The 14676-nt window shown below is 65.3% G+C and carries 13 protein-coding genes; 10 read left to right on the plus strand and 3 right to left on the minus strand.

Features of this window, described 5'->3' with window-relative positions; translation table 11 throughout:
* Nucleotides 1-64: 64 nt before the first annotated feature.
* Nucleotides 65-931, minus strand: a complete 867-nt coding sequence (locus ACODSK_RS18240; protein ID WP_489017994.1) for a LysR substrate-binding domain-containing protein — start codon at nt 929-931, stop codon at nt 65-67.
* A gap of 252 nt (nt 932-1183) precedes the next feature.
* Here ACODSK_RS18240 and ACODSK_RS18245 point away from each other — a divergent pair, with 252 nt between their 5' ends.
* Nucleotides 1184-2500, plus strand: a complete 1317-nt coding sequence (locus ACODSK_RS18245) for an MFS transporter (protein ID WP_489017995.1) — start codon at nt 1184-1186, stop codon at nt 2498-2500.
* Between the two features lie 117 nt (nt 2501-2617).
* Nucleotides 2618-3328, plus strand: a complete 711-nt coding sequence (locus ACODSK_RS18250) for a YebC/PmpR family DNA-binding transcriptional regulator (RefSeq protein WP_489017997.1) — start codon at nt 2618-2620, stop codon at nt 3326-3328.
* 163 nt (nt 3329-3491) lie between these two features.
* Here the strand turns inward: ACODSK_RS18250 and ACODSK_RS18255 are convergent, their stop codons facing one another.
* Nucleotides 3492-4778: a leucine-rich repeat-containing protein kinase family protein gene (locus ACODSK_RS18255; RefSeq protein WP_489017999.1), complete on the minus strand. Its 1287-nt coding sequence runs from the start codon at nt 4776-4778 to the stop codon at nt 3492-3494.
* A 142-nt stretch (nt 4779-4920) separates the two neighbouring features.
* On the opposite strand from ACODSK_RS18255, the gene ACODSK_RS18260 reads away from it, so the two are divergent.
* Complete coding sequence (locus ACODSK_RS18260) at nt 4921-6810, plus strand: propionyl-CoA synthetase (protein WP_489018000.1); 1890 nt, start codon at nt 4921-4923, stop codon at nt 6808-6810.
* A 137-nt stretch (nt 6811-6947) separates the two neighbouring features.
* On the opposite strand, the gene zapE is transcribed toward ACODSK_RS18260, so the two are convergent.
* On the minus strand, nt 6948-8036 hold the full coding sequence (gene zapE, locus ACODSK_RS18265; protein ID WP_489018002.1) for a cell division protein ZapE: 1089 nt from the start codon (nt 8034-8036) through the stop codon (nt 6948-6950).
* 192 nt (nt 8037-8228) lie between these two features.
* Here zapE and ACODSK_RS18270 point away from each other — a divergent pair, with 192 nt between their 5' ends.
* The 7 genes from ACODSK_RS18270 (at nt 8229) to ACODSK_RS18300 (ending at nt 14589) form a co-directional block, all read left to right on the plus strand.
* Nucleotides 8229-8756: a Csu type fimbrial protein gene (locus ACODSK_RS18270; RefSeq protein WP_489018003.1), complete on the plus strand. Its 528-nt coding sequence runs from the start codon at nt 8229-8231 to the stop codon at nt 8754-8756.
* Nucleotides 8757-8791: 35 nt separating this feature from the next.
* The gene (locus ACODSK_RS18275; RefSeq protein WP_489018005.1) at nt 8792-9325 is read left to right on the plus strand and encodes a Csu type fimbrial protein; all 534 of its coding nucleotides are present in this window, start codon (nt 8792-8794) and stop codon (nt 9323-9325) included.
* A gap of 17 nt (nt 9326-9342) precedes the next feature.
* A complete protein-coding gene (locus ACODSK_RS18280; RefSeq protein ID WP_489018007.1) occupies nt 9343-9876 on the plus strand; it encodes a Csu type fimbrial protein in 534 nt (177 codons plus the stop codon).
* Between the two features lie 2 nt (nt 9877-9878).
* Nucleotides 9879-10379, plus strand: a complete 501-nt coding sequence (locus ACODSK_RS18285) for a Csu type fimbrial protein (protein ID WP_489018008.1) — start codon at nt 9879-9881, stop codon at nt 10377-10379.
* A gap of 45 nt (nt 10380-10424) precedes the next feature.
* Nucleotides 10425-11210, plus strand: coding sequence for a fimbrial biogenesis chaperone (locus tag ACODSK_RS18290; protein WP_489018009.1), 786 nt, complete (start codon nt 10425-10427; stop codon nt 11208-11210).
* 110 nt (nt 11211-11320) lie between these two features.
* Nucleotides 11321-13624: a fimbria/pilus outer membrane usher protein gene (locus tag ACODSK_RS18295; RefSeq protein WP_489018063.1), complete on the plus strand. Its 2304-nt coding sequence runs from the start codon at nt 11321-11323 to the stop codon at nt 13622-13624.
* Nucleotides 13621-14589, plus strand: a complete 969-nt coding sequence (locus ACODSK_RS18300; RefSeq protein WP_489018010.1) for a Csu type fimbrial protein — start codon at nt 13621-13623, stop codon at nt 14587-14589. Before ACODSK_RS18295 ends, ACODSK_RS18300 begins: the two co-directional genes overlap by 4 nt.
* Nucleotides 14590-14676: the final 87 nt, after the last annotated feature.

Below are 14676 nucleotides of genomic sequence, written 5' to 3' on the forward strand. Positions count from 1 at the left end.
GCGATTACGTTGGTGACTTCACTACTGTAATCGCGGGTGAACCCGCTCCCACAGGGGCCGCGTCTTAAATCTCCTCGAACATCTCCATGAACGTCGCCACCAACCGCCGCGAGCGCTGTTCGTTGAGGCACACCAGGGTCTCCTTGAGGCGGCGCTGGCAATCGACGATGGGCAGGGCGCAGACCCGTGCATCGGCGCCGAACTCGGCAGCCGACACCACCCCCACGCCAATCCCCACCACCACTGCCTCCCGCGCTGCTTCACGGCCTTCCACCTGGATCGCCGGGCGGATGCGCAGCCCGGCGCGGCGCATTTCCTCCTCCAGGGTCTGCCGGGTCACCGAGCCGGGTTCGCGCAGCACCAGCGGGGTGTCGTCGAGGTCTGCCAGGCGGATCGATTCGCGTCCAGCCCAGGGATGGCTGCGGGAGACGAAGGCGACCATCGCCTCGTCGCGCAACGGCAGACAGTACAGCCGCTCGTCCTCGACATCACGGCCGAGCAGGGCGATATCCGCCTGGTAACTGAACAGCCGGGCCAGGGACTCGTCGGTGTTGCCGGTCTCGATCTTCACGCTGATCCCCGGATATGCCAGGCAGAACCGCGCCACCTGGCCAAGCACATGCACCGGCGCGTCGACCGCCAGCACCAGGGTGCCGGTCTGCAAGGCACGGGAGTCGCGCAGCAGTTCATCGGCCTCGGCCTCGCAGGCGAACAGGCGCTGGGTGATGCCGAGCAGGCGCTCGCCAAGGTCGGTCAGTTGCACCGAGCGCTTGTTGCGATGAAACAGCAACACGCCGTAGCGCTCCTCCAGCTTGCGCACCTGGTCGGAGATGGCCGGTTGGGTGAGGAAGAGTTTTTCCGCCGCACGGGTGAAGCTGCCGTGCTGGGCCACGGCGTGGAATGCCTTGAGTTGAGCCTGGGAAACCGACATCGGAGCACCTGTAACAAGCTGAACTTATATTTGAAATACGATAAATCGATTTTATTTATCAGTGTGCAATTTGTTTCCATCTTCCCACCCGCCGACAGCCAGGGAGTGACTGTCCGGTCATGGGGAACTGGCCGCAGTGCCGGACACCCATCTGACCCGGTGACGGCCACTCGTCACCGGAGTGCGCAACACAACAACAAAACAGGCGTTTTTTTCAATTCTGCCGGCACACTCAGCTCCGAGGTCAGACTCATGAACAAGCACACCCCCGATATCCAGCGTTGGCGCGTGCAGATCTTTGCCATCACCTGGCTCGCCTACGCCGCGTTCTACTTCACCCGCAAAGCCTTTTCCGTGGCCAAGCTCGGCATCGGCGAAGACCCCGATTTCACCCTCGACAAAATGGCCATGGCCAATCTCGACGCCATCTACCTGGCCGCCTATGCCGTGGGCCAGTTCACCTGGGGTATGCTCGCCGACCGTTTCGGGCCGCGCGTGGTGGTGCTCGGCGGCCTGCTGATTTCCGCGGCGGCGGCACTGGTGATGGGCAGCTACGCGACCTTCCCGGTGTTCGCCAGCTGCATGCTGGTCCAGGGCCTGGCGCAGTCCACCGGCTGGGCCGGGTTATGCAAGAACATCGGCAGCTTCTTTCCCGCCGCGCAGCGTGGCCGGGTGCTCGGGCTGTGGAGTTCCTGCTATGCCTTCGGCGGCCTGGTGGCATCGCCTTTCGCCGGCTGGTGGGCCTATACCCTGGTCGGCACCTGGCACGCGGCATTCTTCTCCAGTGCCGCCGTGGTGGCCGCAGTGGCGCTGCTGTTCTTCTTCCTGCAACGCAACAAGCCCGAGGATGTCGGCCTGCCGGCGGTGGAGCCCGAGCCGCAGAGCATGGCTCCGGCCGGCCAACTGTGCAGCATCTGGGCGCCGCTGCGCGACATTCTGCGCAACCGCACGGTGCTGGTCCTGGGCCTGGCCTACTTCCTGCTCAAGCCGGCGCGCTACGCCATCCTGCTGTGGGGGCCGGTGATCGTCTTCGAGCAGATGCCCTCTGTGGGCAAGGTCGGCGCGGCGATCATCCCGACCGCCTTCGAACTGGCCGGGCTGCTCGGCCCGATCATGATCGGCCTGGCTTCGGACAAGCTGTTCGGTGCCCGGCGCATGCCCGCCTGCGTGATCAGTCTGCTGGTGCTGACCCTGGTCCTGGCGCTGTTCATGGGCGCCCTGCATACCGGCAGCGTGGCGCTGGTGGTGGCTCTGCTGTTCGTCATGGGGCTGACCCTGTACGGGCCGGACTCGATGATCAGCGGTGCCGCCGCCATCGATTTCGGTACGGCGAAAGCGGGGGCCACTGCTGCCGGGTTCGTCAACGGCTGTGGCTCGGTGGGGGCGATACTTGGTGGCTTGCTGCCGGGCTACTTCGATGGGGTCACGGTGTTCATCATTTTCGCCGGCTGCGCGCTGTTTTCCGCGCTGGTGCTGGTGCCGCACTGGAACAGCCGGCCGGCAACACCCGAGCATGACCCCGAAGTCGCACCGAATACCGCCATGGCGATCAAGCCGCTGCGCACCTGAGGCGGGAAGCGGGGCGGGCACTCATATTTTTTGTCGATTGCCCGCCTTCGCGCGTATAAACTGCTCGCCACTTTGTCGGTCGTTTCCTGAACCGACACCTGAAACAAGAGAGTCGAAATGGGCGCACAGTGGAAAGCCAAGCATAAAGAAGCAGCTGCCAATGCCAAGGGCAAGATCATGGGCAAGCTGGCCAAGGAAATTCAGATCGCCGCGCGCAGCGGTGCCGACCCGGACATGAACGCGCGTCTGCGTCTGGTGATCGAGCAGGCCAAGAAGGCTTCCATGACCCGCGAGACCCTCGAGCGCGCAATCAAGAAAGGCGCCGGTCTGCTGGGTGAGCAGGTGCAGTACCACGCGGTGAAATACGAAGGTTTCGCCCCGCACCAGGTGCCGCTGATCGTCGAGTGCCTGACCGACAACGTCAACCGCACCGTCGCCGAAGTCCGCGTGCTGTTCCGCAAGGGCCAGCTGGGCGCCGAGGGTTCGGTGTCGTGGGACTTCAACCATGTCGGCCTGATCGAGGCCACCCCGGACAGCGCCGATGCCGATCCTGAACTGGCGGCCATCGAAGCCGGTGCCCAGGACTTCGAGCCTGCCGATGAAGGCGCGACCCTGTTCATCACCGAAACCACTGACCTCGACAGCGTGCAGAAAGCCCTGCCGGAGCAAGGTTTCACCGTGATCTCGGCGAAGATCGGCTACACCCCGAAAAACCCGGTCAGCGCCGCTGGTCTGAGCGCCGAGGCCCTGGCCGAAGTGGAAGCCTTCCTCGATGCCATCGACGGGCATGACGATGTGCAGAACGTCTATGTCGGTTTGACTGCCTGACTCTGGATTGCATGACAAAGGGGCCGCTTGCGGCCCCTTTGTCATTGGGTCTTGTGGTGCCTGTCGCGGCCTCATCGCTGGCAAGCCAGCTCCCACAGGTATTGCACAAGATTCAAAGTCTGTGCTGACCCTGTGGGAAGCTGGCTTGCCAGCGATTAGGCCATCAGTTCAAACGCAGGACGACCTCGGCAAACCCAGGCCGCTCCAGCCCATCTTCCTGCACGCACTCGCGCTGCAACTCCCGCACCCACGCCAGTTCCTCGTCACAGCGCTCCAGCAACTCGCCCAGCAGAATGCCGAACGCCCGCACTTCGATGCGCTCCAGCAGCCTGGCCTCAAGACCGCCATCCCGCGGATGGAACGACGCCGCGCCAAAGTCGCCGAGCAGGCTGTGCCCGTGGGCGTCGCAGAGGATGTTGTGGGCGTACAGGTCGCCATGACTCAGCCCCCGACCATGCAGATGCTCCGCCACCGAGGCAATCGACAGGGCCAGGCGGCGCAGGCCGGGGCCATCCAGGCGGCGCTCGGCGGGGTAGATGTCGCGGGTACAGCTGTCCAGGCTCGGTGGACCGGCGAGGTTGAACCAGGCCGGGTCGATCAGTTCCATGACCAGCGCCGGAATGCCCTGGGGATGGTCGTCGATACGGCCGAGCAAGGGGATCAGGTGCGGGTGATCGCCGGCCTGCATGCAGGCGCTCATTTCGTCGAGGGGTGTGCCGTCGCTGGTGATATCGCCCTTGTACAGCTTGACCGCCACGGCGTCGTCGCGACCGGCCAGGTGCGCACGATGGATGATGCCCGAGGCACCCTGACCAAGACGTTGTTCGAGGTGAATGTCCGACCAGGCGATGCGCTTGAAGGCGGCGGGCGCTTCGGGCGTGCGCAGGCCCGGCGGCAGCGGATTGCCGGCGTAGGCCAGCCAGGCCAGCCTGGGCATGCGCAGCAGCCACTCGGGCAGGTGCTCCAGGCGGTTGGCGGCCATGCGCAGCAGTTCCAGCCTGGTGCAGCGTTGCAGGCTGTCCGGCAGGCCGGTCAGGCGGTTGCCGGAGAGCATCAGCTTTTGCAGCTCGGCGCAGTCGCCAATGGTCTCGGGCAGGCTTTCCAGGCAGTTGTCGGTGAGCACCAGGGAGCGCAGGCGCGGCGGCAGGGCGGCGGCGTCAACCCGCTCGATACGGTTGCTCTTGACCCCGACCACCTGCAACTGCGCGCAACCACCGATGCCGCGCGGCAACTCGCTTAAGCGATTCTCCGAACAAAACAGCACTTTCAGCTTGTGCAGGCGGCCGAGGTCGTCGGGCAGGCTGGTCAGGGCATTGCCGGTGAGGTTGAGCACTTCGAGGCTGTCGGCCAGGTCGTAGATTGCTGGCGGAAACCGCTCAAGGCCGCAGGCCAGGTCGAGGCGGGCGGTGCCGGCCAGGCGGCCTGATTCGAGGTCGTCGAGGCTGTGCATGGGAGCTGCCTTAGGAAAAAAGGCCGCCATCATAGCGGCAAAGCCCGCCGGCCATGCGACTTAAGTTCGATAGCGGGCTGGTGCCAGCGGGCCATACTGCGGATTCGCCCTTTAATAACAACAAACGTAGGGTTATTCATCGATGAGTTATCAGCAGTGCTATGACCGCTCCATCGCCGCGCCCGCCGATTTCTGGGCCGAGCAGGCCCATGAGCTGGGCTGGTTTCGCAAGCCCACGGAAATCCTCCGCGACAACCCTGACGGCACCCACCAGTGGTTCGCCGACGGCCGCCTGAACAGCTGCTACCTGGCCCTCGACCAGCAGATCGAGGAGGGCCGTGGCGATCAGTTGGCGCTGATCTACGATTCGCCGGTCACCGGCAGCCAGCAGACCTTCACCTTCAACCAGATGCGCGACGAAGTGGCGCGCCTGGCCGGCCTGTTGCGCGAGCTGGGCGTACGGCAGGGCGACGGTGTGGTCATCTATATGCCGATGGTCCCCCAGGCGGCGATGGCCATGCTGGCCTGCGCGCGGATCGGCGCGGTGCATTCGGTGGTGTTCGGCGGCTTCGCGCCCCACGAGCTGGCCCTGCGCATCGACGACGCGCGGCCGACCCTGCTGCTGACCGCCTCCTGCGGCCTGGAATTCGACCGGGTCATCGAATACAAGCCGCTGGTGGACCGCGCCCTGGAGCAGTCCGCGCACCAGCCGCGCCAGGTACTGGTGCTGCAACGCCCGCAGGCCCGGGCGACGCTGATCGAAGGACGCGATCTCGACTGGCAGGCGGCTATGGAAAACGCCGTTGCGGTACCTCCGGTCGAGCTGCGTGCCGGCGACCCGCTGTACATCATGTACACCTCCGGCACCACCGGGAAACCCAAGGGCATCGTCCGTGAAAACGGCGGCAACGCCGTGGCCCTGCGCTTCGCCATGAAGAACATCTACGGCATGCAGGCGGGGGAGGTGTGGTGGGGCATTTCCGATGTCGGCTGGGTGGTGGGGCATTCGCTGATCGTCTACGGCCCGCTGATGAGTGGCTGCACCACGGTGTTCTACGAGGGCAAGCCGATCCGCACCCCGGATGCCGGGGCCTATTGGCGGGTGGTCGAGCAGTACCGGGTCAACGGGCTGTTCTGCGCACCGACGGCGATGCGCGCGATCCGCAAGGAAGATCCGGACGGCCTGTTGCTGCGCCGCTACGACCTGAGTTCGCTACGCCAGTTGTTCCTCGCTGGCGAGCGTCTCGACTCCAGCACTCACCAATGGCTGGAAAACGTCAGCGGCAAGACCGTCCACGATCACTGGTGGCAGACCGAGACCGGCTGGCCGGTGACCGCCCCCTGCCTGGGCCTGCATGGCAGCGGCGGGCGCGCCGGTTCCAGCAACCGGGCGGTGCCGGGTTATCACGTGCAGGTGCTGGACGAGGACGGCCAGGTACTCGGTGCCAACCAGCAGGGCGCCATCGTCATCGCCCTGCCGTTGCCGCCGGGGTGCAGCCAGACCCTGTGGGGCGATCATCCGCGCTACCTGGAGTCGTACCTGCAGGCCTATCCGGGCTACTACCACACCGGGGACGGCGGCTATCTCGACGACGACGGCTTCGTCTACATCATGGGCCGCACCGACGATGTGATTAATGTCTCCGGGCATCGCCTGTCCACCGGCGAGATGGAGGACATGGTGGCTCGTCATCCGGCGGTGGCCGAATGTGCCGTGGTGGGTGTGCGCGACGAGATCAAGGGCCAGGTGCCGCTGGCCTTGCTGGTGTTGAAGGATGGGGTGGACAGCAGCGAAGCGCAGTTGCAGGCGGAGCTGGTGGCCACGGTGCGCGAGCAGATTGGTGCGCTGGCCTGTTTCAACCGGGTGCGGGTGGTCAAGCGCCTGCCCAAGACCCGTTCGGGCAAGATCCTGCGTGCGGTATTGCGCAAGATCGCTGACCAGCAGCCTTATGTGGCGCCGTCGACCGTGGATGACCCGGCGGTGCTGGTGGAGATCGAGGAGGTGCTGGCGGGGCTGGCGAGGAGTGCCTGAGGCTTTTCGGTGAGCTTGATGGCCTGATCGCTGGCAAGCCAGCTCCCACTGGGATCGCGTCGAGCACCGGTACTGTGGTTGACGCAGAACCCTGTGGGAGTCGGCTTGCCGACGATAAGGCCATTAGCCGCGCCACATCACTCCGGCCCAACCTGCTGCAATTGCCCCAGCCGGCTGCGGGTCCGCGCCAGGTCGGCGACGCTGCCGCCCAGGCTCTGTGCCAGCGGCCGTTCGCCGATCAGCAACAGTTGCTTGTCGCGGTCATACAGCACGTCGACCAGGTTGATGAAGCGCTGCTGGGCGGCGATGGTGCAGTCCTCCAGGTCCGGCAGCCCTTCGAGGGTCCAGTGCTCGAAACGCTGGATCAGCTCCAGGTAGTCGATCACCGCCGTGGCCTGCTCGCAGAGGCTGGAGAAGTCGAACACCACGCTGCGCTCGTCACGGATCCGGGCGCGCAGTTCGCGTTTGTTGACGTGCAGGACCGTGTCCCGGGCCGGGGCGTCGAAGCCGAGGCGCTGCAACTGCTCAGGAGTGCCGGGCCAGAGGTAATGCCCCTGGGTGAAGCGCTGCTGCCGACCGGCGTCGGGAAGGGCGCGGTAGTCCTGCTCGCCGCCGACCTCGAGGACCTCCATGCGCTCCTCGATCAAGCGGATCACCGGCTCGAAGCGCTGGTGATAGAGCGGGTTGGGCAACAAACCCTTGGGTGGGTAGTTGGAGGTCACCAGTACCAGGATGCCCCGGGCGAACAGGGCCTTGTACAGGCGCGTGAGCAACATGGCATCGCCGATATCGTGGACATGGAACTCGTCGAAGCACAGCACCCGGCAATCGCCAAGCAGCGCTTCGAGGGTCAACGCCAGGGCGTCGTCTTCCCGACGGTGCTCGAACATGCCCTGGTGCAGGCGGGCGAAGAAATCATGGAAGTGCAGGCGGCGCTTGGGAATGTCGCCGAGGGCGTGGAAGAAGCCGTCCAGCAGCCAGCTTTTGCCGCGTCCGACCTGGCCGTACAGATACAGGCTGCGGGCCTGGCCGGTGGGGAGGCGGGCGGCCTGCTCGGCCATGGCGGCGACGACCCGCTGCTGGCCCTGGCTCAGGGTGTAGCCCTGCTGTCGGGCCTTGTCGGCGAAGAAACGCTGGATCCCGCTGTCGGCATCCGGCCCGCTCGGGCGAGCGGCGGTCAGGCGGTGACGCAGGGCGCGCAGGGGCGAGCGGATCCAGGCGGGCAAGACGGGCTCCTCAGGGGTAATGGCATGAGCGGCGGCAATATTAACCAGATAGTGAAAAGTGCCGCCAGCCACGCCTTGGATGTTCGTCGGATATTTCCTGTACAAGAGCTGTACATTTCTTGATCGACTGGCAGCATTTTTCTCGGCTGCTAACCTGAATTTTCAGTCACTCCTGCAAGGAAGGGAGGGAAGGTGAAGGGACGGTCACTGGTAGCGCTGTTTGGACTTTGTACAGCCCAAGGCGTTGCTGCCACGGATTTTCTCGTCGAAGTGCGTATCGACGTGCAACGCGGTTGCCTGCTCATCCACGAGCCAAGGTCAGCCTCCGCGCAGGCCCTGGGTGTGCTGGATTTCGGCCAGGGTCCGCGTCTGGACGCGCCTGCCGGACCGTTGAGCAGCCAGTTGCTGGCACAGCGGCCGCCACGGCTGGAATGCAATCCCGATACTGCTTACCAGGTGCAGGTCGATGGCGGCCTGCACGGTGGTACCGGTGATGTTCGTTACCTGGTTTCTGCCGATCCCCGGGCCAAGCCCATTCCCTATCGCCTGTTCCAGGATCCGGGCTGGCGTGTGCCGCTGTCGGTGAACATCGCCCAGCACGGCCGCGTACCGGACAGCGGATCGGTTGAACTTCCCTTGTATGCACGTATCGACACACAGACCGAGCTTCCACGGACGGGGCGCTATTCGGACTTGTTGAAGGTGACCGTCACCTGGTGACGGCCGACAGAGACACTGCTTAAGGAGCGAGCAGCATGCAGACATCGCGCATTCTCCTGCTGAGCCTGGGACCGCTCCTGCTCAGCACCAGCGTCCATGGCGCCATGAGCGGGCATATCCAGGCACGCCTGGTGCTGACCTCGGCGTGCCAGATCAGCAACGATCCGAGTGTCACCTCGCCGGCAGCCGGCGGCGGTGTGCTCGACTTCGGCCAGCAAGGGCCGCTGTGGAACCAGACGTTGCGCGCCGCCGTCGACGACCCTGGTGGCACCGGCAACCTGCAGATCAGCTGCAATCCGCAAGTCCGCGCTTTCACCGTGACCATCAACGGCGGCAGCAATCCCGACGGCGCCACCCGGCGGCTGAGCAATGGCGGCGTGCTGATTCCCTACCAACTGTCCACCGACCCGGCCGGGCGCAGCAACTACGGCATCGGCCAGCAGCTCAATTTCACGGTGAGCAGTGCGCAGCAGATCCCCATCCCCATCTACGGCGTTGTCGTAGCCAACCCCAAAGCCCTGCCTGCAGGCGTATATCGCGACACCTTGACGGTGACGCTGGACTGGTAACAGCCAAGGAGTGAACCATGAAACCGACACTCTCCCGTTTTCTCTTCGCCAGCGTAGGGCTGTTGCTGGCATCCCAGGCCCAGGCGGCATCGGTCACCGGAACGATCAACGCCTCGTTGGTGCTGATCTCCAGTTGCCAGGTGAACGGCTCCACCGCCACCAGCGGCGTCAACTTCGGTGCCCTCAACTTCGGTACCCAGACTGCACTGTTTACCACCGCGGGCGCCCAGGTGCTTGCCACCGGGGGCGGAGCGATGAGCGTGCTCTGTTCCAATGGCGCGATCCCGGTCATCAAGGTCGGTGCCGGGGCCCATGACGGTCAGGGCACTGGTGGTACCCGCGCGTTGAGCGACGGCGGTACCAACTTTGTGGCGTATGACTTCTATACCGATTCCGGGCTGACCACGCCCTTGCCGATCAACGGCACCATCACCCTGCCTACCAGCAGCGGGGCGGCACAGACGGTCAATCTGTACGGCAAGGCCGTGGGCAAGTCCGGCCTGCCGCCGGCGACCTATACCGACACCGTGGCGGTCGAGCTGAGCTTCTAGCCATGCACGGGCGGCTGGCGCTGGCCCTGGCGGTGTGCGCGGTGGCCGCGCCGATGCCGCTGGACGCCGCGCTGACCAGCACCTTCCTGGTCAATGCAACGATCCAGGCCGGGTGCCTGGTGGTGGGCGGGGTGAGCAACTACGGCAATCTGGACTTCGGCAGCTACTCGGCGCTGTCCAGCGCTGCGGTGACCACCCAGCTCAGCGGCACCACGGTGACCCTGCAATGCACGCCGGGGGTGGCCCTGAGCATGAAGATCGGCGGCGGACAGAACAACAACGGCAGCCGCAATCTCAAGCGCAGTACCGGCAGCAACCTGGTGACCTACCAGTTGTACAGCGATTCGGGCTTCAGCCAGGTATTGGGCATCGACCAGACAATCACCGTCAGCTACGCCGATCCCACTGCGATCAAGTTGCCGGTGTATGCCCGGGCGCAATTGACCGGTGTGCTGCCGGCTGGCAGCTACAGCGATGTATTGCAAGTGACGTTGACCTTTTGACGGCGTTCGCGCCCGCATAACAAGAACACGACGAAGGAGAGTTGCATGGTCAGGGACGCGCTGCGTCGTAATGGGGGGAGGCTGGCGCTGGGCATGCTGCTGTGCTGGGCCGGGCTGGCGCAGGCAGCGACCTCGGTGCTGATCTGGCCGATCGATCCGGTGATCGAGGCCGAGCAGAAGGCCGGCGCTCTGTGGCTGGAGAATCGCGGCAACGAAGAAGCGAGCCTGCAGGTGCGCATCTTCGCCTGGCGCCAGGGCGAGTTCGACGATCAATACCAGAGCCAGCGCGAGATCATCGGCAGCCCGCCGGTGGCGAAGATCGCCCCGGGGCAGAAGCAACTGATCCGCCTGGCTCGCACAGGTACCTCGCCGGTGGGCCAGGAGCAGGCCTACCGCATCATCATCGATGAGATTCCCCCCGCGCTGCCGCCGGACACGGCGGAAAAGCCGCAGGCGGCGATCCGTTTCCAGATGCGCTATTCGGTGCCGCTGTTCGTCTACGGCCAGGGCCTGTGGGGCAAGGCCGATCCCAGCGGGCAGCGCAGCGATGCCGGGGTTGGCAAGCCGCAACTGAGCTGGCGCCAGGTCTCGGCACAGGGCCGTTCCTACGTGGAGATCCGCAATACCGGGCCGGTCCATGCGCGCCTGACCGATGTGGTGATGCAGCAGGGCGGGCAGAGCCGTCCGGTAGTGGAGGGCCTGCTCGGCTACGTGCTGCCCGGCGCGACCATGCGCTGGCCTGCACCGGTGCAGGCTTCGGCGTCGACCGTACTCAAGGGCCGCATCAATGGCGGCGACACGGCGCAGACCATCGGTCAGGGTGGCCAGTGAGCTGAGCGGGCAGAGGATGCATCAGGGTTCAGGGAGTACCCGACAATGGTGGGACGAGGTGCGTGAAGGGATTTCCGGGCAGTACCCGCACGCTGGTAGTGGCGGGCGGCATGGCGTTGTGCCTGATGGCGCCGCTGTGGGCCGGCGAGCTGCCACCGCCGCCGTCCGGGCAGGAGGCGGTGAGCGATGCCGAGCTGTACCTCGAACTGGTGGTCAACCAGATGAACAGCGGTAACGTGATCGTCGTGCATCAGCGCTCCGGGCGCATTTATGCGGCGGCCAGCGACCTGCATGCAGTGGGCCTGGAATTTCCCGTGGCGGTGCCGGACGAGGTGGCCCTGGACAGCATCGCCGGGCTGCACGCCGACTACGACAGCCAGGCCCAGCGCCTGATGCTGCAGGTGCCCCCGGCCTGGCTGCCCAACCAGCGCATCGGCAATCGCTCGCTGGGTCCTGGCGGTCAGGCTTTCAGCAGCTTCGGCGCGTTGCTCAACTACGATGCCTACCTGAACGATACCGATGACGTCGGCAGCAGCCTGTCGGTGTGGAACGAACTGCGGGTGTTCGACAGCTGGGGCACCTTCTCCACCACCGGACAGTGGCGCGAGCCGATCAGCGGGCGCAATTTCGCCGATGACCGTCGTGGCTTCCTGCGCTACGACACCACCTTCCGCTACACCGACGAGGAGCGCCTGCTGACCTTCGAGGCCGGTGACGTGATCAGCGGGGCGCTGCCCTGGACCAGTTCGGTGCGCCTGGGCGGGGTGCTGGTGTCCCGGGACTTCTCGGTACGCCCGGACCTGGTCACCTATCCGCTGCCGGCCTTTGCCGGCGAGGCGGCGGTGCCGTCCTCGGTGGACCTGTTCATCAACGGCTACAAGAGCGCCAGCGCCGACCTGCAGCCCGGCCCCTACACCCTGACCAACGTGCCGTACATCAACGGCGCCGGCGATGCTGTGGTGGTCACCACCGACGCGCAGGGGCGTCAGGTGTCCACCACGCTGCCGTTCTATGTCACCAGCAGCCTGTTGCAGAAGGGCATGAGCGATTTCTCCGTGGCTGCCGGCGCCCTGCGGCGCAACTACGGGATCAGCGATTTTTCCTATGGCAAGGCGCTGACCTCTGCCAGCCTGCGCTACGGCGTCAGCGACAGCTTCACCTTGGAGACCCACGCCGAGGCCGCCGAGTCCCTGGCTCTGGGTGGCGTCGGCGGCAACCTGCTGATGGGCACCTTCGGGGTGGTCAACGCGGCGGTCAGCCAGAGCACCTTCGACAGCCGCAGCGGTCAGCAACTGAGCCTCGGCTACCAGTACAACAGCCAGCGCATCGGCTTCAATTATCAGCGCCTGGAGCGTTATGGCGACTACGCCGACGCGTCCTTGCTGGACAGCCCCTGGGTGCGCCTGAGCCAGCGCAGCGAGCAGGTCACCGTCAGCCTCAACCTGGAGCGCTACGGCAGCCTTGGCGCCGGCTACTTCGATGTGCGTGCCGGCGACAATACGCGCACCCGGCTGTTCAACCTGAGCTGGAGCAAGTCGCTGTGGGGCAATACCAGCCTGTACCTGTCGGCCAACCGCGAGATCGGCGGCGAGCAATGGGCGACCCAGGCGCAACTGGTGATTCCCTTCGATCTGCACGGCACCCTCAGCCTGAGCACCGAGCGCAACCAGAGTGGCGAGAATGTCCAGCGGGTCAACTACAGCCGCGCGGTGCCCAGCGATGGCGGCCTCGGCTACAACCTCGGCTATGCCAGCGGCGGCGACCAGGATGCCTACCGCCAGGCCGACCTGACCTGGCGCCTGCAATCGGTGCAGCTCCAGGCTGGTACCTACGGCACCCGCGACGGCATGACCCGCTGGGCCGAGGCCAGTGGTTCGCTGGTGTGGATGGACGCCGGGGTGTTCGCCGCCAATCGCATCGATGACGCCTTCGTAGTGGTCAGCACCAACGGCTTCGCCGACGTGCCGGTGCGCTACGAGAACCAGACCGTGGGTCATACCGATAGCAAGGGGCATCTGCTGGTGCCCTGGAGCAGTGCCTATTACCGCGGCAAGTACGAGATCGACACCCTTGAACTGCCGGCCGATGTCCGCGCCGAGAACGTCGAGCAGCGCGTGGCGGTGCGCCGCGGTGCCGGTTATCTGCTGAATTTCCCGTTGAGCCGGGTGCGTGCCGCGAGCATCGAGCTGGTGGATGCCAGGCACCAGGACCTGCCCCTGGGCAGCCAGGTGCGTCATCAGCAAGGCGGCGGGCTGGCGGTGGTGGGGTGGGACGGGCTGGTCTATCTGGAGGGGCTGGCCGAGCAGAACACCCTCGAGGTGCAGATCGCTGGGGGTGGCAAATGCCTGGTGCAGTTCAACCTCGATGCCGGGCAGTCCGATATACCGCTGATCGGCCCGTTGGTGTGCAAATGAAGCGCTTGCTGCTGGGGCTGCTGCTGGCCTTGGTCATCCAGCGGGTAGAGGCCCAGTGCACGGTAGTCCAGGCCACCAACGCGGCGTTCGGCAGCGTCGCCTCGACCACCCTGGCCTCCACCGTGCAATCCAGTTCCAGCACCAACGCCGGTTTGCGTTGCAGCGGCTCGCTGCTGACGTTGCTGCGCAGCGACGACTTCTTCAAGGCAACTTTCACCTCGACCAACAACACCACCGGCCTGGTCGGGCCTACCGGCGACGTGATCCAGTACACACTCTACGCCGACAACACCACCTCGCACCCCATCACCCGCGGCCAGGCCTACGACTTCGCCCGCAACGGCATTCTCGATGCCCTCGGCATCCTCGGCAACGTGGTGCCCGGGACCATCCCGGTGTACGTGCGCACCCTGACCGGCAGCAATGTCGCCGCCGGGACCTATTCGGAAACCTTCAGCGTGTTCTGGAACTGGGACTATTGCTACGGCATCGGTGTCGGCGGTCTGTGCCTCGGACGCCAGACCACCAGCGGCACCACCACCATGACCGTGACCCTGACGGTCACCGCCGATTGCCAGATCACCACCCCGACCATCAACTTCGGCACGGCGCCGGTGGTCAGCGGTTTTTCCACGGTGAGCCAGAGCGTCAGCCTCAGTTGCACCAAGGGCAGTGCCTATACCGTGGGGTTGAACGATGGCTTGTATGTCTCGGGCGGTCGCCGGCGGATGAAGTCGCCGGCCAACAACTACCTGGCCTACGACATCTTCAAGAGTGCCGGAGTGGTGCGTTGGGGGGCGCTGACCACGGCCCGGCGTTCCAGCAGCGATGCCGATATCAACCCCGGCAATGGCACCGGGACCGGCAGCCAGGTATTCAACTACAACGCCAAGGTCTACACCGACCAGACCACACCGCCGGCGGGGGCGTATCAGGACAGTGTGATTCTCGACGTGGCGTTCTAGTCGCTTGAAATGCGGACACTGTGGGAGCTGGCTTGCCAGCGATGATGTCGGTGAATTCACTACCGCAATCGCTGGCAAGCCAGCTCC

The organism is Pseudomonas sp. FG98, from assembly GCF_057808595.1.